This window comes from Paraburkholderia sacchari, assembly GCF_000785435.2.
Lineage (GTDB): Bacteria > Pseudomonadota > Gammaproteobacteria > Burkholderiales > Burkholderiaceae > Paraburkholderia > Paraburkholderia sacchari.
This window is the reverse complement of the sequence record NZ_JTDB02000006.1, coordinates 1-25803: the sequence shown is the minus strand read 5'-3', so window position 1 is coordinate 25803 and position 25803 is coordinate 1. Positions and strand designations below refer to the sequence as shown.

Sequence of the window (25803 nt, the reverse complement as noted above, 5' to 3'; positions counted from 1 at the left end):
CATGGCACCACCCGTATCGACGGGGCGCGACGCGCCTCCCATTGCCGCTGCGCCCGCAGAAGGCGCGTTGCGGCGCTCGAAGGCGCGCTACCGCATCCTCGGCCTGCTGGCCGTGGGCACCATGATCAATTATCTGGACCGCACGGTGCTTGGCATCGCGGCGCCGCAGCTCACGAAGGAACTGGGCATCAACGCGGCGCTCATGGGGCTGATTTTTTCGGCGTTCTCGTGGAGCTACGTGGTCGCGCAGATTCCGGGCGGCCTGTTTCTCGACCGCTTTGGAAGCAAGCTCACGTATTACCTCGCCATGACACTATGGTCGGCGTGCACGCTCGTGCAGGGTTTCGTGGGCAGCGTGGGCGCGTTGTTCGCGTGCCGGCTGGGGCTAGGCGTGACCGAGTCGCCGTGCTTTCCCACCAATAGCCGCGTGGTGGCGACCTGGTTCCCGCAGCACGAGCGCGCGTTCGCGACTGGAACCTATACCGTGGGCGAGTACATCGGCCTCGCGTTCTTCAGCCCCTTCCTGTTCGCGCTGATGGGCGCGTACGGCTGGCGCTCGCTGTTCTATGTAGTGGGCGGAGTGGGCATCGTGTTCGGGTTCGTCTGGTGGGCGTTTTATCGCGAGCCGCACGATCACCCGGGCGCCAACCGCGCGGAACTCGACTATATCGAGGCGGGCGGCGGCCTCGCGAAGCACGACGCAAAAGCGGCCGAGGGCAAGGAAGGGGGCGGCAAAGCGCTCAAGAAGGGCTTCGACTGGCGCATGGCCGGCAAGCTGCTGCGCAAGCGCCAGCTCGCGGGCATCTGCCTCGGCCAGTTCGCGGGCAACTCCACGCTCGTGTTCTTCCTCACGTGGTTCCCGACCTACCTCGCCACCGAGCGCCACATGGGCTGGCTCAAGATCGGCTTCTTCGCGATCATGCCGTTCATCGCGGCGTCGGTTGGCGTGATGTTCGGCGGCACGTTCTCCGACTGGATGCTGCGCCGGGGCATCTCGGCCAACGTGGCGCGCAAGCTGCCGATCATCGCCGGCCTGCTGCTCGCGTCGTGCATCATTCTCGCGAACTTCGTGCAGAGCAATGTGACGGTGATCGTGATTCTTTCGGTGGCGTTCTTCGCGCAGGGCATGGCCGCGCTCGGCTGGACGCTCGTTTCCGATATCGCGCCGGCCGGCATGCTCGGGCTCACGGGCGGCATCTTCAACCTGGCCGCCAACCTCGCCGGCATCATTACGCCGCTCGTGGTCGGGCTGATCGTGGGGGCGACGGGCTCGTTCGTGTGGGCGCTCGCGTTTATCGGCGCGATCGCGCTGTTGGGCGCCGCGTCGTACATCTTCGTGGTGGGCGATATCAAGCGCATCGAGCTGTAAAAATCGCGCGGGCCCGGCGCTCCGGCGGCACATGCCCGGGCGCCGGGCGGCTCACCAGGCGGGCTGCCAGAAGGTGCGATCAAGGTGCAATCAAGGCGCAATGAAGGCCCGCCAGAAGGCTCCTTGGAAGGTCCGCCTGGTGCGGTCAGGCCAGCCGGTTCGTGCAGGAGCCCATGCTAGAATCGGTCGCATTCCTTCCCACTCGTGCTCCACAACAAAATGGCAAGACCGGCGGCTTCGGCCGAAAGCAACGACGCTCAATCCGAAAGCCGGCGCAAGTACGACCCGGAGCAGACCAAGCGCAACATCCTTGAAGTGGCGACCGCCGAGTTTTCGGCCATGGGTCTCGCGGGCGCGCGCGTGGATCAGATCGCCGAGCGCACCCACACCACCAAGCGCATGCTCTATTACTACTTCGGCAGCAAGGAAGGGCTGTACGAAGCGGTGCTCGACAAGGTCTATGCCGATATCCGCGCGCTGGAGCAGGATCTGCATATCGACGAGCTCGACCCCGAGGAGGGCTTGAAGCGTCTCGTCGAATTCACCTTCGACTATCACGACCGCCATCGCGACTTCGTGCGCCTCGTGACGATCGAAAACATTCACGGCGCGAAATACATCGAGCGGCTCAAGACGTTCCGCAGTCGCAACGCCAGCGTGATCCGCACCATCGAAGACCTGCTCGCGCGCGGCGTGAGCACGGGCGCATTCCGCGACGACATCGATCCCATCGACCTGCACTTGCTCATCAGCTCGATGTGCTTTCATCGCGTGAGCAATCGCCATACCTTCGGCGCGGCGTTCGGGCGCGATCCCTCGCATCCGCGGCTGCGCGCGCGTCATCGCGAGATGGTGGTGGACGCTGTCGTGAGGTTCGCGCGCAAGGCCGGCTGAACCCCGACACTGCCCGCGAGCAATCCCGATATTCATGCTGCATAGTGTGGCGTCGGCGCATCCTGTTCTTCCCCCATCCCATAAAAGTGCCGGGACGCATTACACTACGTCCCGGAAGCCCGGCTGACGGGCTTTTGCTGCGTCGTCTATTCGTTCGCGCACAAAGCGCGAACGGCGGGCGTCGTCCCTCGCCAACCGGATAAGGCCACGCGTAATGAGCACAGCCATGCCCCGTTCCGGCTCCGCCGGACTGCCGCACCAGACCCAGGGTCGCTACACACTCGGAACGCGCATCGTCTTGAGCTTCGGCTTGCTGTTCGTGCTCATGCTCGTGATGGCCGCGATCTCCTACGACCGCCTGCGCACCATCGACGACGAAGCGGTGAGCCTCACGCGCGATTCCGTGCCGGGGCTGTACTACTCGACAGCGCTGCGCACGTCCGCCACCGAGGTGCACGACATCGTGGAGCGCGCCACCTTCGTCGAACCCGATGCGGCCGGCATCGCGCGCGTGCTCGGGCAATTGCCCGCCGCCGTCAAGCAGTTCGACGAGAACGGCGCACACTACGAGGCCACGGTGTTTCGCGGCGACGACCGCGCACGCTATCAGCACTTTCACGACGCTTACGCGCGCTTTCTGCCCCAACTGATGGCCGTCGCGCGGCAACTGCCTGCGCAGCGCGCCGCCGCGCAGGCCGCGTTCCTCCAGCTCGATGCTTCCTGGCAAGAGGTGCTCACTGTCGCCAATGGGCTCGTCGACGCAAACCGCAACCAGGCCGACGAATCCGCGCAGACCATCCGCGGCTCGGTCGCGAGCACCGAGATCACGCTCGCGACGGCGCTCGGCGTCGTGTTGATTGCCTCGCTCGTGACCGGCTATGCGCTGCATCGCGCGATCACGCGGCCGATGGCGCGCCTCGTCGAGGTCCACGATTCGATGCGCATGGGCAATCTTTCGCAGCGCCTGCAATTGAACCGCCAGGACGAATTCGGCGTGCTCGAGGACGGCTTCAACCGCATGAGCGACGAGCTCACGAGCCTCGTCGCCCAGGCGCAGAAGTCGTCGCTCCAGGTGACGACCTCGGTGGCCGAGGTGGCGGCCACCTCGAAAGAGCAGCAGGCCACCGCAAGCGAGACCGCGGCCACCACGACCGAGATTGGCGCGACCTCGCGCGAGATCTTCGCGACCGCGCGCGACCTCGTGCGCACGATGGGCGAAGTGGCGACCGTGGCCGAGCAGTCGGCGGCGCTCGCGAGCACGAGCCAGAGTGGCCTCACGCACATGGAAGACACCATGCGCAGCGTGATGGAGGCGGCGGGCTCGGTGAACGCCAAGCTCGCAATCCTCAACGAGAAGGCCGTGAGCATCAATCAGGTGGTGGCGACCATCACCAAGGTCGCCGACCAGACCAATCTGCTTTCGCTGAACGCCGCCATCGAGGCGGAAAAGGCCGGAGAGTACGGGCGCGGCTTCGCCGTGGTGGCGACCGAGATCCGGCGTCTCGCCGACCAGACGGCGGTGGCCACCTTCGACATCGAGCAGACCGTGAAGGAGATCCAGTCGGCGGTCTCGGCGGGCGTGATGGGCATGGACAAGTTCGCCGAGGAAGTGCGCCGCGGCATGCACGACGTGCAGGAAGTGGGCGCGCAGCTTTCGCAGATCATCGGTGCGGTGCAGACGCTCGCGCCGCGCTTCCAGGTGGTCAACGACGGCATGCAGGCGCAAGCCACCAGCGCGGAGCAGATCACCCAGGCGCTCACGCAGCTATCTGAAGCCGCACAGCAGACGGCCGAGTCGCTGCGCCAGTCCTCGCAGGCCATCGACAATCTCACGCTCGTGGCCAACGAGCTGCGCACCGGCGTGTCGCGGTTCAGGATCGAGGCGTGAGCGGATTGATGCCGATGCTCGCGGGCGCGGGCGCGGGCGCGGGTGTAGGCGTGGGCCTGTGTAGCGGCGAGCCTTGCTTGCCGGTTCATTGAACGGAGCCGCGATGCTGTTTCTCGTGTTCGAGCTGGACGGCGAACGCTACGCGCTCGATGCGCGCGAGATCGTGCGCGTGCTGCCGCTGCAGCCGGTGCGCGCATTCGCGGGCACGCCGCCGTATATCGCGGGCGTGATCGATCACGAAGGCGCGCCAGTGCCGGTGGTCGACATGGCGATGCTTGCGCTCGGCCGGCCCGCGCGCACGCTGATGTCGACGCGGCTCGTGCTGGTGGATGACAAGGCTCCAGTGGCTTCCAACACGCTTTCGGGCGCTGGCGATGAAACGTCCCCGCGCCGCATCGCGCTGCTGCTCGAATGCGCGACGCGCACCCAGACACTTTCGCCCGAAGCGTTCGCCGAAGCCGGCATCGCGACGCCCGAGGCGCGCTGGCTTGGCCCGGTGGCGAGCGACGCGCTGGGTTTCGTGCAATGGGTGAAGGTCGAGCAGTTGCTCGACGAGCGGGTGCGCGCGCTGCTGTTTCCCGATCCGCCCACCTGGCGCGATGCTCTTTGGGGCAACGTTTCGCCGGCCGGGCGCGCGCCATGATGTCCGCCCAGCAGCACGTGGATCCGCGCTTCGTCGCCTGGCTCGCGCAGGAGACCGGCATCGATGCCGAATCGCTGGGCGCTCACGCGCTAGCGCGCGCGGTGGCCGCGCGCGCGGCGCTGACCGTGCATGACCACGGCGGCGCAGCAGCGCCTCGCGAGGCGAGCGTCGCAAGCACGCGTGCGCTGCCGGCGCAATGGGAGAACGGTGCGGCGCTGCCCGAAGCGATGCGCGACGCATACTGGGCGCGTCTGACGACCGACACCGCCGAGCGCCAGGCGCTCATCGACGCACTCGTCGTGCCCGAAACCTGGTTCTTCCGCGAGCGCGAGGCATTCGCGGCGCTTGCGCGTGGTGGCGTGCAGCGCCTCGCGGCCGAACCCGGCGAGCCTGTGCGCGTGCTCAGCGTGCCGTGCTCGACCGGCGAGGAGCCCTATTCGGCGGCGATGGCGCTCATGGATGCGGGCCTAGCGCACGGGCAGTTCGGCATCGACGCCATCGATATCAGCGCTACCTCGATCGCGGCCGCCACGCGCGGCGTGTATGGCCGCAACGCGTTTCGCGGCGATACGCCAACGCTTCACGGGTTTCGCGAGCGCTACTTTCACCCGGCGCCGGACGGCTGGCAGCTCGCCGACGCCGTGCGGCGCGCCGTGTCGTTCGAGTGCGCGAACCTGTTCGACTGGCTCGCCGCGCATCCCGTGCGCTATGACTTCATCTTCTGCCGCAACGTGCTGATCTACTTCGATCGCGAGGCGCAGGACCGCGCGATCGGGCTGCTGCGCGCGCGCCTGGCCGATGGCGGCATGATTTTCGTGGGGCCGGCCGAGACGGGGCTCATGATGCGTCATGACTGGATTTCGGCACAGATTCCGCTGGCGTTTGGGTTTGTTGCGCCTGATGAGCGGGCTGCGCGTCGGGGGCATGGTTCGGATGCCTTAAAGGTTGACTCAAGGTGGGACTTGAGGGGTGCCTTGACTGCCGCTTCCACGGGGTTGCCCAATGTGTCGCTGCATTCCGCCGTGCAGGCACAGCCGCTGGCGCGGCGTTCGCCGCCCGTTGCGCTGTCTGCGCGCGCGGGCAGCGCGGCGGGCGTGGCAGCCGGCAAAGCGTTTTCTGTTGCGAGCGCCGCTGGCTTGGCCCGCACGCAGCCGGCGGCACAGGCGAATAGTGCATTCGGTACGCCGGCGGTCGCTGCGCCGCGCATCGCCTCGCCTGGCGTCGCTACGCCGGGCGTCGCTACGCTGGCGTCGGCGCGCCGCCTCGCCGACTCGGGCGCGCTCGACGAAGCCGCCCGGGCCGCCGCGCAAGTCGCGCAAGCGTCTCCGCAAGATGCCGAGGCGTGGTACCTGCTCGGCCTGATCGCCGACGCCCAGGGCCGGCCAGCGCTGGCGCTGGAGCACTATCGCAAGGCGCTGTATCTGCAGCCCGGCCATTACGAAGCGCTCACGCATCTGGCTGCGCTGCTCGAAGTGCAGGGCGACGCTGAGGGCGCGCGCCGCCTGATGCGTCGTGCCGAACGCGCCGCGCCTGACGTATCGCGTCGCCCGGGCCACGGAGGCGCGGATGCGTGACTCGCCCTTCCCGCACCTGAACGACATGCAAGCGAATCCGCAAAAGCATGACGCCATGCACGATCCGACTGCACACGCCGTGCCGCTCGACGATTGCTGGAACCGCATCGGCACGCGCGGCGATGGCTCGTGCGAGCGTCTCGCGCGCCATGTGCGGTGCCTGAACTGCCCGGTCTTCGAAGAGGCCGCCGCGCGCATGCTCGATCGCCCCGCACAGCGCGCGTCGCTCGCGACCGAAGCCGGGAACGGCGACCTCACGCAATCGACTATGCAAACCGGCGCGGTGCGGCGGGAAGGCTCGCTGGTGTTCCGCGTGGGTGCGGAGTGGCTCGCTCTCAGCGCGCAGGCGCTGCGCTACGTGGGCGAATCGCGGCCGATTCACTCGCTGCCGCACCGGCGCAGCCCGGCGGTGCTCGGCGTCGTGAACGTGCGCGGCGTGCTCACGCTGGCGGCTTCGCTCGCCGAGTTGCTGCGGATAGACGCAACGGCCGGCGCACCGGCCAATCCCGCAACGGCAGCGGCCACGCCGCGCCTGCTCGTGGCCGAGTGGGATGGCGAGACGACGGCGTTTCCCGTCCACGAAGTCGAAGGCGTGGCCTACTTCGGCGCGGGCGATTTGCTGCCCGCGCCCGCCACGCTCGCACACGCGGCGGGCCGGCACGTGCGCGGCGTGTTCGCCTGGCGCGGGCGCTCGGTGGGCGTGCTCGAACCCGACGCGCTGTTCGGCGCGCTAACCCGGAGCCTGCGATGAGCGACGACGAACTGAGCCGCCGCTCGCTGCTCGACCTCTTTCGCGAGGAGGCGCAGACGCAAACGCGCACGCTCTCGGCGGGCCTGCTCGCGCTGGAGTCCACCCCCGCCGACGCGCCCACGCTCGAAGCGTGCATGCGCGCGACGCATTCGCTCAAGGGCGCGGCGCGCATCGTCGGCTTGCCCGAGGCCGTGGACGTGGCGAGCGCGATGGAGGATTGCTTCGTCGCCGCGCAGCACGGCGCGTTGACGATCGACGCGGCGCACATCGACGCGCTGCTGGTGGGCATCGATCTGCTGCTGGCGGCAGGCGATGCGTCGGCGCCGCCGCTCGCGCGCGAAGTTGTCGACGATTTTGTCGCGCGGCTGGCGGGGGCGGGAAGTGCGGCAGGTTCCAGCGCAGCACACGCAGCACTGGTGGACGTGGCGCGGGTGGGGGAAGCAGCGGACACAGCGGACACAGCGGAGGCCGAGGCCTTGCTTGCCGCGAGTCTCGCAGCCGCGCCGGGTTCGAATGTCGCTATGTCCGTCCCCGCACCACCCGCTGATGCCCACGCCACCCAGGCCGCTCCGGCGGGTCCCATCACCCAGGACCGCGACCGCATGCTGCGCGTGCGCGCCGGCACGCTCGACCGTGTGCTGGGTTTCGCGGGCCAGTCGCTGGTGGAGTCGCGCCGCATGCGCCCGTTCGCGAACAACCTGCTGCGGATGCGCCGCGCCCAGGGCGAGGTGCTTGCCGCCCTCGGCCAGTTCCATGATCGCCACGCGCAGACGCTCGGCGCCGAGGCGCGCGCCTCGCTCGCGGGCATCCGCGATCAGCTGGCTGCGCTGGAGCGCCAGCTCGCCGAACGTTTCGACGACCTCGATTACATCGACCGGCGCGGCACACAGCTCGCGCAACGGCTCTACGACGAAGCCCTGCAATGCCGCATGCGCCCGTTCGGCGACGCGGCGCACGCCTACCCGCGCATCGTGCGCGACCTCGCGCGCTCGCTGGGCAAACGCGTGCGCCTGGTCGTCGAAGGCGAGGCGACCCAGGTGGACCGCGACATCCTCGAAATGCTCGACGCACCGCTCGGCCATCTGCTGCGCAACGCGCTCGATCACGGCGTCGAAGATCCTGAGACGCGCCGCAACGGCGGCAAGCCCGAAGAGGCGAAGCTCACGCTCGAAGCGCGCCACAGCGCGGGCAAGTTGCTGATCGCCGTGGCCGACGACGGCGCGGGCGTCGACCTCGCGGCGCTGCGGCGCGCGATCGTCGCGCGCGGCCTCGCGCAGCCCGAGGCCGTGGCGGCCATGTCCGAGCCCGAGCTGCTCGAATTCCTGCTGCTGCCCGGCTTCACGATGCGCGAGCGCGTAACCGACGTGTCGGGGCGCGGCGTGGGGCTCGATGCGGTGCAAAATTTCGCCAAGGCCGTGCGCGGCACCGTGCGCATCGAAAGCGCGGCCGGGCGCGGCACGCGCTTCGTGCTGCAATTGCCGCTCACGCTTTCGGTGGTGCGCAGCCTGATCGTCGAGGTCGCGGGCGAGGCCTATGCGTTCCCGCTCGCGCATGTGCGGCGCGCGCTGCGGGTGCCGCGCGAAGCCATCGAGATGCTGGAAGGCCAGCAGCACATCATCCACGAAGGGCGGCCCGTGGGGCTCGTGACGGCGCGCCAGCTGCTCGGCGCGAGCGGCGAGGCGGCGAGCGCGGACGATGTGTGCGTCGTGCTCATCAGCGCGGGCCACGGCGCCGACCACGAAGCGGCGCTTTACGGCATCGCGGTGGACCGCTTCGCGGGCGAGCGCACGCTGGCTGTGCAGCCGCTCGACGCGCGCCTCGGCAAAGTGCGCAACGTGGCCGCCGCGGCGCTGCTCGACGACGGCGCCGTGGCGCTGATCGTCGATGTGGAGGATCTCGTGGCCTCGGTCGCGCGGCTCGTGCGCGAAGGGCAACTGGCGGGAGTGGCGCGCGGCAGCGAGAGCCAGGCGCGCGAACGCAAGCGCATTCTCGTGGTGGAGGATTCCTTGACCGTGCGGGAGCTGGAGCGCAAGCTCCTCGAAAAACGCGGCTACGCGGTGAGCGTGGCGGTGGACGGCATGGACGGCTGGAACACGCTGCGCAACGGCCAGTACGATCTCGTGATCACCGACGTGGACATGCCGCGCATGGACGGCATCGAACTCGTGACGATGATCCGCAACGACCCGCAGCAGCGCGGCGTGCCGGTCATGATCGTCTCGTACAAGGACCGCGAGGACGACCGGCGCCGTGGACTCGACGCCGGCGCCGACTACTACCTGACCAAGGGCAGCTTCCACGACGAAGCGCTGCTCGACGCCGTGAACGACCTGATCGGAGAGGCGACCTGATGAACATCGGCATAGCGAACGACATGCCGCTCGCCGTGGAGGCGCTGCGCCACGCCATTGCGGCGCGGCCCGGGCATCGCGTGCTGTGGGTGGCCGCCGACGGCGAGCAGGCCGTGGACTTCTGCGCCGCCCAGCCGCCCGACGTGATCCTGATGGATCTCGTGATGCCACGGCTCGACGGCGTGGAGGCCACGCGGCGCATCATGGCGCGCTCGCCGTGCCCGATCCTGATCGTCACGAGCAGCGTGGGCGCGAACGCCTGGCGCGTGTACGAAGCGATGGGCGCGGGCGCGCTCGACGCGGTCGATACGCCCACGCTGGCGGGCCCCGGCGCACGCGGCACGATGGACCTTCTGCTCGCGAAGATCGACCAGATCGGCCGTGTGAACGGCACGCTGGAAATGGCGCGCGCGCCCGAGGCGTTCGCAGCCTGCGTTGACGCGCGCACGCCGCTGGTGGCGATCGGCGCATCGGCGGGCGGGCCCACGGCGCTCGCGGCGGTGCTGGGCGCACTGCCGGCGAACCTGAACGCGGGCATCGTGATCGTGCAGCACGTGGACCAGTCGTTCGCGCTTGGCATGGCGGAGTGGCTCGACGGACAAACCGCGCTCAAGGTGCGCGTGGCGAATGAGGGCGACCGCGTGGCGGCGGGCGAAGCGCTGCTTGCGGCGACCAACGACCATTTGTGCATGACGGCTTCCGGGCGCCTCGCCTACACGCGCGAGCCGGCCGAGACGCCGTACCGCCCATCCGTGGATACCTTTTTTCATAGCGTGGTCGAGCATTGGCCCGGCGAGGCGATTGGCGTGCTGCTCACGGGCATGGGGCGCGATGGCGCGATCGGCCTGAAGGCGATGCGCGCCAAGGGCTACTACACAATCGCCCAGGACGAGGCGACAAGCGCCGTCTACGGCATGCCGAAGGCAGCCGCTACGCTGGGCGCGGCGCGCGCGATCCTGCCGCTTTCCGCGATTGCCGGCGAACTCGCGAGCCGCTTGAGCATGGTGGCGATAACGAGCCCGCCGGCGCGTTAAAGACTGCCGGCGAAGAAACCGTAATTGAGACCCTGGAAACACCGACTGTAAAAGTGAAAGACACCATGACCGAGAAGCCGAACCCATCGACGGCAGCCGACTCCGCGCTGGCCGAAGGCGGGCCTGACGAGGCATCGCTCGAAGCCGCGCTCGCTGCAGTGCGCACGGCGCTCGCGCAGCCGCTGCCCGCTGCGGAGGCGCCGATGATGGTGCTGCTGGTGGACGATCAGGCGATCGTCGCGGAGGCGGTGCGGCGGGCGTTGGCGAGCGAGCGCGAGATCGACTTTCACTACTGCGCGCACCCCGACCAGGCCGTGCTCATGGCCGGGCAGGTGCGCCCGACCGTGATCCTGCAGGACCTCGTGATGCCAGGCACTGACGGCCTCACGCTGGTGCGCGCCTATCGCGCCAACGACGCCACGCGCGACGTGCCGATCATCGTGCTCTCCACCAAAGAGGAGCCGGCGATCAAGAGCGCGGCTTTCGCCTCGGGCGCGAACGATTATCTCGTCAAGCTGCCGGACAGCATCGAGCTTATCGCGCGAGTCAAATATCATTCGCGATCCTATGTAAACATGCTTCAGCGCGACGAAGCTTATCGCGCGCTGCGCCGCTCGCAGCAGGAACTGCTCAAGGCGAATCTGGAACTGCGCCGCCTCACGCAGTCAGACGGCCTCACGGGGCTCTCGAATCGCCGTTACTTCGATGAATTCCTTGGCGCGGAATGGCGGCGCGCGCAGCGCGAGAACACGGAGGTCTCGCTGCTGATGATCGACGTGGATTACTTCAAGCCCTATAACGACACCTATGGCCATGTAGCGGGCGACAACGTGCTGCGCTCCGTGGCTGCCACGATCCGCCACGAGGTGAACCAGCCGCGCGATCTCGTGGCGCGCTTCGGCGGCGAAGAGTTCGCCGTCGTGCTGCCGGGCGCGGGCAGCGCGCTCGCGCGTCTGCTGGCCGAGAAGATGCGCCGCGACGTGGCGGATCTGGCGCTGCCGCATAGCGGTTCCGCGGTGAGCGAGCATCTCACGATCAGCGTGGGTGTGGCCACGCTCACGCCCACCGAAGCGCTTGCGGAAACTGCGCTGATCGAAGAAGCCGATGCGGCGCTTTATCGGGCCAAGCGCGAAGGGCGCAATCGTGTGGCGTATTCGACGGCGGTGACGGGAAGGGGGTGAGGGGGGCACAATTCCCCCGACTGGAGAAAAAAACGCAAATTGCTTCGTGAAGCCTTCGAGTGCCTTCCCCGTCGACGCGGCGCAGAAACAGGCGCGCTTGTCGCTCGAATAAATTAGCCCCGCCTAAAGAAGCGGGGTCACTTCGTTACTCGATTGAGCGGCTGTTCGGCGTGGCCCTTGGATCGCTGCAAAGCCGTTCGCGAGTGCACAAAATTGCGTCCCCACATGGAATAAGCGCCAAGGCGCACGTGTTAGTTCATCGTCTCCAACCAGGACGGTGGCTAATCATGGCTTTGCAGGGGCCGCGCGACGAGCGGCCGGTATCCGAACGCGATATCCACGCCTATACCGATGGCGCGCTCGCCAGCGAGCGGGTCGCGCGCGTGCGCCGCTATCTGGCTGCGCGCCCTGGCGAATGGCATCGGATCCTGTTTTATCGCCGGCTCAATGCCGAGCTTCGGCATTCGTTCGGTGAGGCAGGGGCCGGAGCCGGGGCGGCAACCGCTGTCCGGTGGTTCGCGTCGGCGCGCCGTCATAGGGTTGAGCATGGTGGCACCAAGCGCCGCCGCTGCGTCGCGCTTGCACTCGCGTGTATGCTGGCCGGCGCGGCGCTGGCGTGGTCGGCCGTTTCCGAGCCCAGTGTCCAGATCCTCGACGACGCTGCAGTCATGGCATTCATGGAGGCCGGCAACGGCGCTTCGGTGACATCTTCCGCGCGGTCCGCGTCGCCCACGCAGTCCACACCGGAGTTGCTTGCTGTGCCGCTCGCCAATGAACTCGTGCCGACGACGCAGGCCAGCGCGCCCGCGCCGTTCGATTTCGCGCCGGCGGGCTTGCGGCTCGTGGCTTCCGGCACGGTCGAACTCGGGCTGTTCGTGCGGGTGCGTCGCTGGATTTACGAAAACAGTGAGGGCAAGCCGGTCGTGCTGCTTGCGTCGCATGCGTGGCTCGCGCGTGCCGAGCGGCAATGGAGCGCGCGCCGCGCCGGCAATCTGCGCCTGCTCGGATGGACCGGGCATGGCGAGCGCTGGGTGCTCGCAGGCGACGCGCGCACGCGCGGGTTGATGCGAGCGGCGGACCTCGCCACCCAGGAGCCGACGGCCCGCGCGGAAGAGGCAGGCAATGCGGAGCAGCAGCGATGAATACCCACGATGAGCGGGCAAACGAGAATGGCGGGGACCTTGAGGATGGAACATGGACATCCGTGACGAGTTGATAGAACACGTGCCGCGCCTGAGGCGCTACGCCCGCGCGCTGATCAACAACCGGGAACTCGCGGACGATCTCGTGCAGGACACGCTCGAACGCGCCCTCGCGCGCACGGCGCTGTATCAGGCGGGCACGGATTTGCGCGCCTGGCTCTTCACGATCATGCACAACCTGTTCGTGAATCAGGTGCGCAAATCGGCGGCGCGCGGCACGCATGTGAGCGTAGACGACGAGAGCGTGCCCGAGACCGATTACGCGGTGCAGCCGACCCAGACCGGCACGCTGGAAGTTCGCGATCTCGATTTCGCGCTGCAGCGGTTGCCGCTCGAGCAGCGCGAGGTGGTGCTGCTGGTCGGGCTGGAGGAAATGAGTTACGCCGACGTGGCGCTGGCGCTCGACATCCCCATCGGCACGGTGATGTCGCGGCTTTCGAGGGGACGTGAGCGCCTGCGCGCGCTTATGGCCGGTGCCGTCCCGCGTGCGAATCTGAAGGTGGTGCGATGAGCGAGCAACGTAATCCCGTGACCGAAGACGAAATCCACGCTTACGTGGATGGCACGCTCGCGCAGGCGCGCCGCGTCGACGTCGAGCGCGAACTCGAACGCAATCCCGATCTGGCGGCGCGCACGAGCGATTTCTTCTCGCTGAACAATCTGCTGCACGAGCGTTACGACCGTGTGTTGAGCGAGCCTGTGCCCGCGCGTCTGCGCATTGAACCGGCCAGGCGCTCCGGCGGCTCGGACAACATCGGCAATTCCGGCGTACAGGCCGGGCGCGGCGCGCGCGCAGCCGCGAACTGGCCGAAGTTCGCGGGGCTCGCGGCAGCGCTGGTGCTGGGCGTGGGCATCGGCTGGGGCTCGCATTATGGCGCGGACCTGCTCGGCGGCGCGGCGGGCCGCAGCGACCCGCATGCGAATCTGTCCACGGTGAGCGCGGACTCGACCATGAACTTCGTGCACGAGGCCGCGCTCGCGCACGTGGTCTACATGCCCGAGGTGGATCGGCCCGATACGATGGGCGCGCGCCGCGAGCAGGATTTCGCGCAGTGGCTCGCGAACCGGCTCGGCACCAACGTGCATGCGCCGATGCTGGCAAAGAGCGGCTTCGAGCTCCAGGGCGGGCGTTTGCTGCCCGGCGCGAATGGCGACGTCGCGCAGTTCATGTATCACAACGCCCAGGGCGAGCGCGTGACGCTGTGCATCTCGCACCGCAAGGCAAGCAGCAATACGACCGCGTTCAAGCTCTATCAGGACGGCCCGGTGAACGTGTTCTACTGGATCGACGGCGATTTTGGCTATGCGTTGTCGGGCGGCATCGACCGCAAGGTGCTGCTGCAACTCGCGCACGACGTCTATGCGCAATTGACGCCGACGCCTTCACCGGCGCCGCGCTAGAGGCGCTCGCGAGACTAGCATGCCGACGCCGATACCCCCGCTTCTCATGATCGGGGTATCGGCGTTGCATATCGTCGTGTAGGTATCCTCACTGGAGCTTCACCGCCACGAAGCTGCGCGCATGGTTTCGCTGGATCAGCACGTCCATGCTCCTCGTTGCCTTGGCTTCCAGCTCGGCGGCCTGGTCCTCGGTTTCGACCAGCGTTTCGTTGAGCGTCAGCACGACGTCGCCGCGCCGCACGCCCGCTTTCGCGGCGGGGCCGGTCGAGTCGTCCACCATCAGCCCCAGCGGCAGACCGGTCGAGCGCTTTTCGTCCTCGGTCAGCGAGTGCGTGATAAGGCCGAGGCGATCCGCGGTATGGCGGGGCGCCTTGGCAGCGGTTGCCTGGGCGTCTGGCGGAGCCGGCGGTTGGACGGGCTGCTGGACGGCCGGTTGGACTGTCGGTTGGACAGCCGGTTGGACAGCCGCTTCCGTCATTGCCGTCTTCACCGCCTTGACGTTGTTCACCTGTGCCGCATTGGCGACTGCCGGGGTGGCGGCTGCGGCAGCCACGGCCACGGCAGGCGCAGCAGCCGCCGCCGCTGGCGCAGCAGCCACCGCCGCTGGCGCCGGAACCGCATGCACATCATTTGCCGCATTGGTCGCATTTGCCGGCTGCGTCTCGGCGGCAGCCGCGTTCGTGAAGTGCGCCTGCGTCAGCTGCCGGTTGCGGATCACCGACAGCGGGATTTTCGTCGCGGGCGGCACGGCTGCGAGCTGCTCGGCGAGCGCCGCGGCACGGTCGACCGGTTTGCCGCCTATCCCCACGATGACGTCGCCCGGGTTCACGCCCGCCGCCGCGGCGGGCGAGCCCGGCTCGACGGCATCGACGAGCACGCCGCTCGCGCGCGGCAAGCCGAGCGCCGCCGCGATCCCCGGGCTCACATCTTCGATGCGCATGCCGAAGGTTTGGGTCGCGTGCGGGTTGCCTGCGCGGGCAGCACCTGGGTTCGCGTCGGCGTTGGCGTCGGCACTGGTGTCCGCATTGGCGGCTGGCGCTGTCGCGCGCGCGGCCTGCAACTGCGCGCGGAACTGGTTCGCGGCTTCGATCGGAATCGCGAAGGTCAGGCCCTCGTAGTGGCCGCTATCGGCGTAAAGCTGCACGCCGATGCCGATCACTTCGCCCGCGCGATTGAACAGCGGCCCGCCGGAGTTGTCGGGATTGACTGCCACATCGGTTTGGAGAAACGGGAACGGCTTGCCATCGGGCAGCGTGCGCGAGGTTGCGCTGACGATGCCCGTCGTCACGGTGTTCTGGAAGTTGTCGGGTGAGCCGATCGAGAGCACGGGTTCGCCCGCGTGCATCTTCGACGAGGCGCCGAGCTTCACGAACGGCAGATTGCGCGCGCCGTCGATTTGCAGGACCGCGACGTCGCTCTGCGGGTCGACGGCCACCACCCGCGCCTTGAACTCGCGCTTGTCGGTAAGCCGAACGATCACTTCGTCGGCCTTGTCCACGACGTGGGCCGTGGTGAACACGAGGCCATGCGAGGTCACGATGAAGCCGGAGCCCGCGCCCGTCATCGCGCGCGGCGCACCGGCCTGGCCCTCCGACGGCGGCCTTGGCGCACGCCTGAAGAACGCAAAGAACGGGTCATCGGCGTCGATGGCTTCCTGCTCGGGCGTTTCGGATTGGTCGTCGGGGCCGCGCGCGATCACGTGCACGACGGCGGGACCGTAGCGCTCGGCGAGCGCGAAGAAGTCCGGCGTGGCCATCGCGGAGGGTGTGACTGACGAATTCCCGGCGATGTTCCCGGCGCCGGTGACGGCGGCGGGCTTGCTTGCCGCCGATTTGTTGGCGCCGGATCCGCTCGACGCCGGCAAGGGTGTTGCCGCGTTCGCCCGGAGGCAGAATGCACTGGCGAGCGCCAGCGTGAGCGCCGCCGCGGGGCGCGAGGTGCGGGCGAAAATGAGGCGGAGCACAGCACACCTCCCAGGGCAATCGTGCTGGCGGACGTGGACCGGGATGCAATGATGATGCAGCGGGCGCCGACAAAAATAGTGTAGTCACGCGGCGGCATGAGTGGGGAGGAGGGTTTGTCCGGTTTGTGCGCGGAAGGGCTTGGCGCCGGGGCTCCGGTGCGTGCGCAACGAAGGCGGGCACAGGGCGTGCGGCTTTGCCGTCTTGTCGAAAAATCGGCGCTGTATACTGGGCGCTCGATTTTTCGTCACTGCGCGCGCCATGCACGTTCCCCAAACATCAGTCGAATCCGCGTTCGTCCCGCCCACAGCGCCGGTTCGCGACGCGCACGGCAGCGTCCACGTGCCCGGTGTGCAAGGCGCGGGCTCGCAGGCCCCGAGCAGTCTCGATTCCCTGCTCGATGCGCTGATGCGGCTCGTGGCCCGCCATTTCGGCGTGGCGGCCGCGTGCGTGTTGCCTGGCGATGCGGCGGCCGGCGCGCAGGCATGGGCGGGTGCGGGCGTGGAAGCCGCGTGCGCCGCTACGTCGGGCGCCGCTGCGCCGGGCGTCGCGATGCCGTTGCGCGAGGCGCTGGCCGAAATCCGCTCCGCACAGAACGCGCTCGCCATGAACGGGCCAGGCGACACGGACGAGCCGCATGACATCTCAGGCGCGGGCGAGGCGTTCATCGTCAGCGATCTCGGGAACGACCCCGCATGGCAGGCGTGCCTGTCGCGGGCGAGCGCGCTGCCGTTCCGCTTCGTGGCGGCCTGGCCGCTGCGCGGGGCGGGCGGGGAGCAACTGGGCAGCCTGTGCCTGCTCGACCACGCGCCGCGCGAGCTCGCGCCGGCTGAACGCGCGAGCCTCGACGACTTCGCGCGCGTGATCGCGGCGCTGGCGGCGCAGGAATCGATTATCGAAGCCCAGCGCGCGCCGTCTCCCGCCGAAGCCATGCTGCTCGAAGAACTCGAATCACTGCGCGCCCGCGAGCGGCTTCTCGCGCTCGCCATCGCGGGCAGCGGCACGGGCATCTGGGACCGCGATGTCGTCGCTGGAGAAATCCGCTATTCCACTGGGTGGAAGGCGATGCTCGGCTACGCCGCCGACGAGGTGAGCAACCGCATCGAAGACAGCTACCAGCGCCTGCATCCCGACGACCTCGACTACGTGAAGGCCACCATGCAGGCCCACTTCGAAGGCCGCACCGAGCAGTACGAAGTGGAGCACCGCATCCGCTGCAAGGACGGCAGCTACAAGTGGATTTGCAGCCGCGGCAAGGTCACCGCGCGCGACGACGAAGGCCGCGCGCTGCGCATGATCGGCACCACGACCGACGTGACGTCGATGCACCAGATGGCGGAGCGCCTGCGTGAGTCGGCCAGCCTCGTCACCAATCTCACGAATGAAGTGCCCGGTCTCGTGTTCCAGTGCCGCCGCACGCCCAACGGCCACATGAGTCTGCCCTACGCGAGCGCGGGCATCGCGGAGATATACGAACTGGAGCCGGCGCAGGTCGCGGCGCATGCGCGCGCGATCGAGGCGCTCATTCATCCCGACGATCTCGAAGCGTATCGCGCGTCGTTCGCGGCTTCGGCGGCCACGCTTGCTCCGTGGCACCTCGAATATCGCGTGTGCCTGCCGCGCCAGGGGCTGCGCTGGAGGCAGGGCGATGCGAAGCCGCAGCGCCTCGCCGATGGCGTGATCGTCTGGCACGGCTTCATCACCGACGTCACCGAGCGCAAGTGCATCGAGGCCGAGCTGCAGGAGTTCGCCACGACCGACGGCCTTACGGGGCTCGCGAACCGTCGTCACTTCATGATGCGGCTCGAGGCGCAGCTTGCGCTGTTGCGCCATGCGGACAGCGTGGGCAACCCCGGCCATGTCGGCCACGGGAGCGCCGCCGTGCTGATGTGCGACCTCGATCATTTCAAGTCGATCAACGACCGCTTCGGCCATGCCGTGGGCGACGAAGCTTTGCGCCATTTCGCCGGGATCCTGCGCACGCATTTGCGCGCGGGCGATGTGGCCGGGCGCATCGGCGGCGAGGAATTCGCGCTCCTGCTGGGCGGCGCCGATCTCGATGGCGCGTGCACGGTCGCGCGCCGCATCCAGGATTGCATCGCCCGTGCGCCGCTCGCGGCCGCAGCTGGTGGAGTGCCGCTCACGGTCAGCATCGGCGTCACGCAGATGAGCGCCGGCGACCCGAGCGTCGAAGCCGCGCTCTCGCGCAGCGACAGCGCGCTTTATCGCGCGAAAAAAGGCGGGCGCAACCGCATCGAGTGCGCCTGAGCCGCGCCGGGTGTGCCACGCCCGGCGCACCCGGCGAGCGGCGAGTGCGCTCGTCTGGCACGGTCCGCTCTTCATTCCGTCCCTTGGTGTGTAACGTTCCAATTTCGTCGTCAATCAGGTGGTCGCCATTGCCGAGCGCGCGCGCAATACGGCGCGGGTCGTCGCGCCGCGCGCCGCCGAGCCGTGCTCGACGCTGGCGGCCGCGCTTACGTTTGGCACGGCGACAGAGCCTTATATCCGCACGCTCAATGTCGCCGACGGCGATCGCCTTGTCTGCTCTTCCGCGCTCGGCCCGCAGGTGTTCGCCATGCGCAGCATCGCAGTCGATGGGCGGCTGCCGCGTGGCGACTGGCTCGCGATCGTGCCCCGCACGCCGATGGTGGCCGACCGCCCGGCGCTGCTGGTGGGCGTGGGTGCGCCGGGCGGCCGCGCCGTGATTGCGGTGGTGGACTCGCAGTATCTGCTCGATCTGCTGCACGCAGCCGCACCGCTCACCGCGTATCGCCAGGCCGAATTGCGCGTGGGCACCGGCAATTCGCTGCGCGAAGCCGGCGACGCTACCCCGCTGGCATCGAGCCCGCTCGTGGCTGATACGCGCAAGCTATTTGCAGGCGGCGTGATCGACCTCCAGCTTTACGGCGAACCTGCCCACCTGAACGAAATATGGGGCGGCTTGCTGCTGCGCTACATACCCTGGGTGGCGGCGTTCTCCGTGCTTCTCGCCGGGCTCGTGCATCGCGTGCAGCGCAGCCGCCAGTCGCGCCGCGAGCAGTTGCTGCGTGCGATGCGCGCGGGAGAATTCCACGTCGAATATCAACCGCTCTATGGCGTTGAGTCGGGCCGTTGCGAGGGGGCCGAGGCGCTGCTGCGCTGGGTGCGTCCCGACGAGTTCATCCAGGCCGCCGAGGAAGACGGCGTGATCGTGGCGCTCACACAGCATCTGCTGACGCTGATTGCGCGCGACGTCATGCGATGGGGCACGCGGCCAGGCTTTCACCTGGGCATCAACTTCGCGCCCGAGCATCTTTCGGGCGAGGGCGTGCTCCAATCCGGAGGCGAAGGCGGCACACTGAAGCACGCGCGCCGGAAGCGCTGTCCGTACGCCATGATTTGACAGGTGCGATTCGTTGGTGCGATCCGTTGCTTTTGCGCGCTGCGCTGCCTGATCGAAACTGGAGGGAAATAGGCGGCACATATATTCGTACTACCTCGGGAACGAGCCGTAGCCTGACACTTCTCAATCGCGCGGTCCCTGACGATACGGCAATCCGATGGTGGCGTTCGTCAGCCATTGAAGGATCGCGTCATCTCATCCTTCGAGGAGTGTCTATATGGGCGTGTCAGGCGTAGATTCGGGAAAGTCGTATGCGGCTCAGGATTACGGCAATCAGGATGACAACACGAATGAGCAAGCGAGTTGTCCCCAGCCACAGGATGAGTCGCAATCATCGACCGGAAACGGCAGTGATGCTCGAACGTCGACGGATTCCACACTCCAGCAAGGCTGTGCTTCGGAATCGCCAGAAAATATGCCATCTGAAAAGAATCCGCCGGAGCAGAGCGATAATGGCAGCCATGATCCTGCAAATGAAAATGGTGGGATCAACAATGGCAATCTGTCTGAAACGCGGAGCGCGGCTCCCGAAGGCGAAACGTCCCGGTTATCAGCGGAAAATTCCGACAACAATTGGGTTCCAGGAAGCAATGAATCCCAACAAGAAAATGCTTCTGGCAAGCAGAATAATCGACCGGAAGGAAGTGGATCTCCCAATTTGGAGAACGCCGCCGAACACGAAAAGGCAGCCGAAGCGGTGGCCGGTCTTGGACCACCAAGTATATTCTCTTCATTCCGGAGCGATGGCAATGGAAGCGGGCGTACCCCGGGAACTAACTGGAGCCAGCAAGGCAGTCATTTTGGCTCGGAAAACGATTGCCGGGGAGAAAACGAATTCCCATTGCCGGGTACCGTCGGCGGAGGCGGCAAAACTTCCGGGTCGACGGCGAGTTTGGCATCGGGAGCCACGCCGCAGCCGGGCGGCAATCGACAGAATGAATTAACGCCCGCAGACGAGGGCGCCCTACTATCGCCTCCGAGCGGTAGTAATGTTGCAGGTTCAGGAAACTCGGACGATGCGTTGGTGCGTGAGAAGCGGGGCGACCCCAAAGTCCCGCTAAAGTGGTCCGACGACTATGCAGACTACGTGGTAAGCCTCGGCCAGCAGGCGCCACTTAGCACCGAACAGTTGGATAGCACGCGCTGGGGCGTGGCGCGCGCGGTAGAGGCGAGCCGCAGTAGACTTGCCGACACACACACAATGGATATGATCGGCAACACCGTAGAGGAGGCACTAAATCGGTCACCTACGTTTCGTTCCCTTGTGAGTTTCAGCATGAACCACGGAGGCGTACCTTTGGAGACCATCGGGTACAGAAACGAGTATTCATTTAACAGGTATTCCAGCGCAGCACCGGGGGCAATTCGGGACCTGACGATAGATAGACTGCTACCACTTGATCCATCGAACAATCCGATCTACGCCATGGGCGAAGCTGTGCGTGGAACACGTGAGCATGGGCCCTTTGTGAATTACAGCGTAGCGCCAAACGCGAACTCGCTGTTTCAGCCGTTATGGCAAGAAGGACTAATTCATGAACTCGTGCATCATCTTAGCGGCTCGAGCGATCCGTCCAGGTACGACGAAGGAAATTCCATGGGGCCGACCGAAATTCTGGCGCGCCGTGTGATGCAAGAGATGGGCGTGACCGTGCCGGATCTCGGAGGCTACCACTCGGAGCAGCGCCGGACGGCGTTGCAAGAGCGCATGCTGGGTACACTTCTCGAGTCCGCTGGACGCAATGCCGACCGTGAGCACGAGTTTTTTCAGCGACTCGACACAATCAGCGGCCATAACGATGCAAGTGCCGATTTTCACGAACTCCAGGCTGCCTCCGTTGATGGCGTTGCGCACAACCATACGTATGCTTTTCCCGATCAACGACCGCAGGGCGATCTCGGTCATCTGGCATTCAACAACGGTACCGTGTCGCTCTTCCCAGTCGCTCATAGCGCGTCTGCTGGCGCACCCAGCGGATACGAGAATGCTTACGCCGCATCGAGCGCGAGTTGGGATACGCAGGGCCGATTCTTTCAATATGGAAAACCCGTGGACGGCAATCCGCACGTACGCGAATTCGATTTTCCGGATGGCAGCAAGGTGGTCGGCAGTGCGCATATGCCGCAGTTGAGCACCAGCGATCTCACCAACTTCGGCGAATTCGCAACTGTGACGGGTGTTTCGGCGCTGGGATTGTCGGTGGGATTTGTCACCGGTGGTGCGGGGTGGGCCTTAGCGGGAGCAGCGTTGGGCGCCGGAATCGGTGGGGGGATTACGGCCGCCTTTCCCTACAATCGCATCTGGCAGGGCTACACGCTTGATTACTATAACAAGGGCGAAGCGAAGCCCTTTTACACCCAATCCATGTATGCATGGGACAGCGACTCGAACCGGGTTGGTTTGCTCTCGAAGCAAAAGGAAGCGAACCTGTGGCCGGATTACGCCGATGGCGACCCGGATGCAAACTGGGAGTGGTGGAAATGGAAGTCGGGCAATGCGCCCCTGAGAACCTGAGCGCGCTGCACGGCTCAGGAGATATGCGCTCACGCGATCGCCTCGGGGCGATCGCGTGCCATCCCTGCAATCGCGCTCAATGCGGCGACGACCAGCCCTTGTAGCTGCTGATGTTGTCGCGCGTGACGAGTTGCGGCGTCATCTGAATCATCGGATTCGCGGGCTTCTTGCCGTTCATGATGTCGTAGCCCACTTGCACCGCCGTTTGCGCCATCTTCCATGGATCCTGGCTGGCCGAGGCCTGTACCATCGTGTCGGTCTTGAGCGCCGTTTCGATATCGGGCGCGCCATCCACCGAGGTAATCACGATGCCGGTGCGGTTCAACTGCTTCGCGGCCAGGTCGCTGCCCACGGCCTGCGGGTCATTGATGGTGAACACGCCGGCCACTTGCGGGAAGCGCGTGAGATAGCCCTGCATCGTGTTCATGCCGCCTTCGCGCGAGCCCTTGCCATCCTGGTCGTCGGAGAGAATCTTGATGCCCGGCGACTTCGCGAGCACCTGCTTGCAGCCGTTCACGCGGTCAATCACGGCCGAGACCTGCGGGCCGTTTTCGATGATCACGTTGCCCTTGCCGTTGATCTTTTTCGCCAGGTATTCGCACGAGATCTGGCCGGCCTTCACGTTGTCGGTTTGCACGGTGGCGTCGGCGCCTGCTGCGGCCACATCCACGGCCACCACCACGATGCCCGCGGCGCGCGCCTTTTTCACAGCCGGTTCGATTGCCTTCGGATCGGAGGCGTTTATCAGGATCATGTCGACGTGCGCCGAGATGAAGTTGTCGATCTGCGTGAACTGCTTGTTCAGGTCATAGTCGGCCGAGACGGCTGTGACTTTCGCGTTCGGATTGAGCTGTTTCGCCTTCGCTTCGGCACCCTTCACAATGGTCACAAAGTAAGGATTGCCAAGCGAGCCCACGGTGATGCCGATCGACTTCAGTTGCTTGTCGGCGGCATGCGCGCCTTGCAGCGCGAAACCGAGCGCCAGTGCGGCAGTGGCGCGAACCGCGAAAGCAGCCTTTTTCTTGAACATAACGTTGTCTCCAGAGGGGTCCGGTTGGTGTGTGCCATGCAGTGCGGGTGCAGGAGGACCGCCTGCGCCCGCTTTTTTAAGCCGATTTGAAGCCGATTTGAAGCCGATTTGAAGCCGCTTATGAAGCCGGCAAGGCGTTTCAGGTACGCGCCGAGCCGCGCTGGCGATAACGGTCGAGCGCCACGGCGCCCACGATCACGAGGCCCTTGATGATGTATTGCCAGATGTCCGAGACGCCCAGCAGCACGAGGCCGTTCGAGAGCACCGCGATAATGAGCGCGCCAATCAGCGTGCCGACGATCGAGCCCACGCCGCCCACGAAGCTCGTGCCGCCCAGGATCACCGCCGCGATGGCGTCGAGTTCGTACGACTGGCCGAGTTGCAGGCCGTTCGCGGCGTAGAGGCGCGCGGCCGACATCACCGCGCCCAAACCGGCGAGCAGGCCCGAGACCGCATAGACGAACATCTCGATGCCCCAGACCTTGATGCCCGAGAGACGCGCGGCTTCGGGGTTGCCGCCCACCGAATAGATATGCAGGCCGAGCACCGTGCGGCGCAGCACGAACCACGAAACGGCCACCACCACGAGCGCGATGATCACGAGCCAGGGCACGCCGAACACCGTGCCGTTGCCGATGAAGGCGAACGAGAGTTGCGGATTGAAGATCGTGGTGTCGTGACCCATGAGGCGCGCGATGCCGCGCACCGCCGTGAGCGAGCCGAGCGTGACGATGAAGGGCGGCAGGCGCAGTAGCGAGATCAGCGCGCCGTTGACGATGCCAAAGCCAAGACCTACGCCCAGCGCGGCGGGGATGCCCAGCCAGCCCCAGCCCGGGACGGTGGAGCAGAGCATGGCCGCGACCGCCGATGCGGCGAGGATCGAGCCCACCGAGAGGTCGATGCCGCCCGTGAGAATCACGAAGGTCATGCCCGCGGCGAGCACGATGTTGATCGACGCCTGCTGCGTGACGATCGAGAGGTTCTGGAACGTGGCAAAGCCATCGGTCAGGAATCCGAAGCCAATGCACAGCAGCACGAGCACGGGCAGCATGCCGGCCGTGCGCATGAAGGATTTCATGCGGGCGCGATGGCCGTCGAGCGCCGTGCTGCCGGAAGTGGCCTGCGCGGGCTGCGCTGCAGCGCCGTGGCGGGGAAGAATGCTCTTCATGATGTCGTGCTCCTCAATATCTCTTCGACTTGTGCGTCGGAATCAGGCGGCCTCGCCCAGCGCGCCCTGCGAGCCGGTGGCGAGTTCGATGATGGCTTCCTGGGTGATGGGCTGGCCGGTGTAGCCGCCCAGCTCTCCGGCGAATACGCCTTCGCGCATGACGAGCACGCGGTCGGCCACGCCGATGATCTCGGGCAGTTCGCTCGAAATCACGATGATGCCCACGCCGGTCTTGGCGAGGTCGTTGATGATGCGGTAAATCTCCGACTTCGCGCCGATGTCCACGCCGCGCGTCGGTTCGTCGAGTATCAGCACGCGCGGTTTGGTTTCCAGCAGCCGCGAGAGCAGCACCTTCTGCTGGTTGCCGCCCGAGAGCGCACCCACGTTCACGCGCGGGCTCGGCACGCGAATCGAGAGCGCGCGAATCGAATCCTTCGCGCGCGACGCGCCGCGCGCGAGGTCGAGCACGCCGAAGCGCGCATCGCGCCCGGCCACGGCCACGTTGATGTTGTCGCGCACGCTCATGTCGAGAAAGAGGCCCTGATGCTTGCGGTCCTCGGTCAGATAGACGAGGCCCGCTTCGATGGCGTCGCGCGGCCCGTGTACGTGGAGCTTGCGGCCGTCGATGGCAATCTCTCCGCGCACGCGCTGCTCCGCGCCGTAAATCAGGCGCGCAAGCTCGGTGCGGCCCGCGCCCACGAGGCCTGCAATGCCGAGCACTTCGCCCGAATGCAGATCGAGGCTGCAGCCGCGCACGCGGTGGTGATCGGCGACATCGCGCACGGTAAGCACGACGTGGCCCGGATCGTAGGGTGCGTGCTCTTTCTTGTAGAACCCCGAAATATCGCGGCCCACCATCATGCTCACGAGACTTTCCGCGTTGAGCTCGTCGCGCATCAGCGTGCCGACGTAGCTGCCGTCGCGCAGCACGGACACGCGGTCGGAGAGCTCGTAGATCTCGGCCATGCGGTGGCTGATGTAGATGATCGCGAGCCCTTCCTCGCGCAACTGGCGGATCAGCTTGAAGAGGCGCTCGGTTTCGCGCGAGGAGAGCGGCGTGGTGGGCTCGTCCATCACGATGATGCGCGCGTCGCTGTGCACGGCGCGTGCGATTTCCACCAGCTGGCGCTCGGCGATGGAGAGCGAGCCCACCAGCGTGGCGGGGCCGAAGCTCGCGCCCAGACGCTTGAGCACGTCTTCGCAGCCGCGCTCCATGGCGGCGCGGTCGACCATGCCGAAGCGGCGGCCGCCGCGGCGCAGCTCGCGCCCGGCGTGAATGTTTTCGGCAACGGAAAGATTCGGCGCGAGACTCAGCTCCTGGTAGATCACGGCCACGCCCAGCTCGCGCGCGGCGAGCGGGCCGTCGATCACGACCGGCTTGCCGTCGAGCACGATTTCGCCGCCGGCGTCGGCCTGATACGCGCCCGAGAGAATCTTCATGAGCGTGGATTTGCCCGCG

At 66.8% G+C, this 25803-nt stretch carries 19 protein-coding genes and 1 pseudogene; 16 read left to right on the top strand and 4 right to left on the bottom strand.

Annotated elements, in window-relative coordinates; translation table 11 throughout:
- Position 1 precedes the first annotated feature (1 nt).
- The 12 genes from NH14_RS20490 to NH14_RS20435 all read left to right on the top strand — a co-directional run bounded on the left by NH14_RS20490 (position 2) and on the right by NH14_RS20435 (position 14288).
- Positions 2-1369 carry an MFS transporter gene (locus NH14_RS20490; protein WP_035529560.1) on the top strand — a complete coding sequence of 456 codons (1368 nt, stop codon included), beginning with the start codon at positions 2-4 and terminating at the stop codon, positions 1367-1369.
- A gap of 219 nt (positions 1370-1588) precedes the next feature.
- Positions 1589-2263: a TetR/AcrR family transcriptional regulator gene (locus NH14_RS20485; protein ID WP_035529637.1), complete on the top strand. Its 675-nt coding sequence runs from the start codon at positions 1589-1591 to the stop codon at positions 2261-2263.
- A gap of 214 nt (positions 2264-2477) precedes the next feature.
- Positions 2478-4151 (top strand): methyl-accepting chemotaxis protein, encoded by a 1674-nt coding sequence (locus NH14_RS20480; protein WP_035529562.1) that lies wholly within the window; start codon positions 2478-2480, stop codon positions 4149-4151.
- Positions 4152-4254: 103 nt separating this feature from the next.
- Positions 4255-4794, top strand: a complete 540-nt coding sequence (locus NH14_RS20475) for a chemotaxis protein CheW (protein ID WP_035529563.1) — start codon at positions 4255-4257, stop codon at positions 4792-4794.
- On the top strand, positions 4794-6368 hold the full coding sequence (locus NH14_RS20470; RefSeq protein ID WP_052148222.1) for a CheR family methyltransferase: 1575 nt from the start codon (positions 4794-4796) through the stop codon (positions 6366-6368). Before NH14_RS20475 ends, NH14_RS20470 begins: the two co-directional genes overlap by 1 nt.
- Positions 6369-6393: 25 nt before the next feature.
- Positions 6394-7119 carry a chemotaxis protein CheW gene (locus tag NH14_RS20465; RefSeq protein ID WP_407947172.1) on the top strand — a complete coding sequence of 242 codons (726 nt, stop codon included), beginning with the start codon at positions 6394-6396 and terminating at the stop codon, positions 7117-7119.
- The gene (locus tag NH14_RS20460) at positions 7116-9470 is read left to right on the top strand and encodes a hybrid sensor histidine kinase/response regulator (RefSeq protein WP_035529565.1); all 2355 of its coding nucleotides are present in this window, start codon (positions 7116-7118) and stop codon (positions 9468-9470) included. Before NH14_RS20465 ends, NH14_RS20460 begins: the two co-directional genes overlap by 4 nt.
- A complete protein-coding gene (locus NH14_RS20455) occupies positions 9470-10504 on the top strand; it encodes a chemotaxis response regulator protein-glutamate methylesterase (RefSeq protein ID WP_035529567.1) in 1035 nt (344 codons plus the stop codon). Before NH14_RS20460 ends, NH14_RS20455 begins: the two co-directional genes overlap by 1 nt.
- A gap of 65 nt (positions 10505-10569) precedes the next feature.
- Entirely contained in the window at positions 10570-11685 is a 1116-nt protein-coding gene (locus NH14_RS20450) for a diguanylate cyclase (RefSeq protein ID WP_035529569.1), read from the top strand.
- 287 nt (positions 11686-11972) lie between these two features.
- Positions 11973-12827 carry an anti-sigma factor gene (locus tag NH14_RS20445; protein WP_052148211.1) on the top strand — a complete coding sequence of 285 codons (855 nt, stop codon included), beginning with the start codon at positions 11973-11975 and terminating at the stop codon, positions 12825-12827.
- 52 nt (positions 12828-12879) lie between these two features.
- Positions 12880-13398: a sigma-70 family RNA polymerase sigma factor gene (locus NH14_RS20440; protein WP_035529571.1), complete on the top strand. Its 519-nt coding sequence runs from the start codon at positions 12880-12882 to the stop codon at positions 13396-13398.
- Positions 13395-14288, top strand: a complete 894-nt coding sequence (locus NH14_RS20435; RefSeq protein ID WP_035529573.1) for an anti-sigma factor family protein — start codon at positions 13395-13397, stop codon at positions 14286-14288. Before NH14_RS20440 ends, NH14_RS20435 begins: the two co-directional genes overlap by 4 nt.
- Before the next feature lie 88 nt (positions 14289-14376).
- On the opposite strand, the gene NH14_RS33615 is transcribed toward NH14_RS20435, so the two are convergent.
- A complete protein-coding gene (locus tag NH14_RS33615) occupies positions 14377-16251 on the bottom strand; it encodes a trypsin-like peptidase domain-containing protein (RefSeq protein ID WP_052148212.1) in 1875 nt (624 codons plus the stop codon).
- A gap of 259 nt (positions 16252-16510) precedes the next feature.
- Between NH14_RS33615 and NH14_RS20425 the strand changes: the two genes are divergently transcribed.
- The 4 genes and pseudogenes from NH14_RS20425 to NH14_RS20415 all read left to right on the top strand — a co-directional run bounded on the left by NH14_RS20425 (position 16511) and on the right by NH14_RS20415 (position 22146).
- Positions 16511-18517: a sensor domain-containing diguanylate cyclase gene (locus NH14_RS20425; RefSeq protein ID WP_237179716.1), complete on the top strand. Its 2007-nt coding sequence runs from the start codon at positions 16511-16513 to the stop codon at positions 18515-18517.
- A 109-nt stretch (positions 18518-18626) separates the two neighbouring features.
- Positions 18627-19007, top strand: a pseudogene (locus NH14_RS33610) (CSS-motif domain-containing protein); the annotation flags it as partial.
- A 30-nt stretch (positions 19008-19037) separates the two neighbouring features.
- Positions 19038-19631 carry an EAL domain-containing protein gene (locus tag NH14_RS33905; protein ID WP_331253464.1) on the top strand — a complete coding sequence of 198 codons (594 nt, stop codon included), beginning with the start codon at positions 19038-19040 and terminating at the stop codon, positions 19629-19631.
- 217 nt (positions 19632-19848) lie between these two features.
- Positions 19849-22146 carry a M85 family metallopeptidase gene (locus NH14_RS20415; protein WP_152617195.1) on the top strand — a complete coding sequence of 766 codons (2298 nt, stop codon included), beginning with the start codon at positions 19849-19851 and terminating at the stop codon, positions 22144-22146.
- Positions 22147-22222: 76 nt separating this feature from the next.
- On the opposite strand, the gene NH14_RS20410 is transcribed toward NH14_RS20415, so the two are convergent.
- The 3 genes from NH14_RS20410 to NH14_RS20400 all read right to left on the bottom strand — a co-directional run.
- Positions 22223-23176, bottom strand: coding sequence for an ABC transporter substrate-binding protein (locus NH14_RS20410; protein WP_168727150.1), 954 nt, complete (start codon positions 23174-23176; stop codon positions 22223-22225).
- A gap of 139 nt (positions 23177-23315) precedes the next feature.
- Positions 23316-24335, bottom strand: a complete 1020-nt coding sequence (locus NH14_RS20405) for an ABC transporter permease subunit (RefSeq protein ID WP_244143502.1) — start codon at positions 24333-24335, stop codon at positions 23316-23318.
- Between the two features lie 51 nt (positions 24336-24386).
- On the bottom strand, positions 24387-25803 hold a 1417-nt coding region (locus tag NH14_RS20400; RefSeq protein WP_168727149.1), incomplete at its 5' end, for a sugar ABC transporter ATP-binding protein.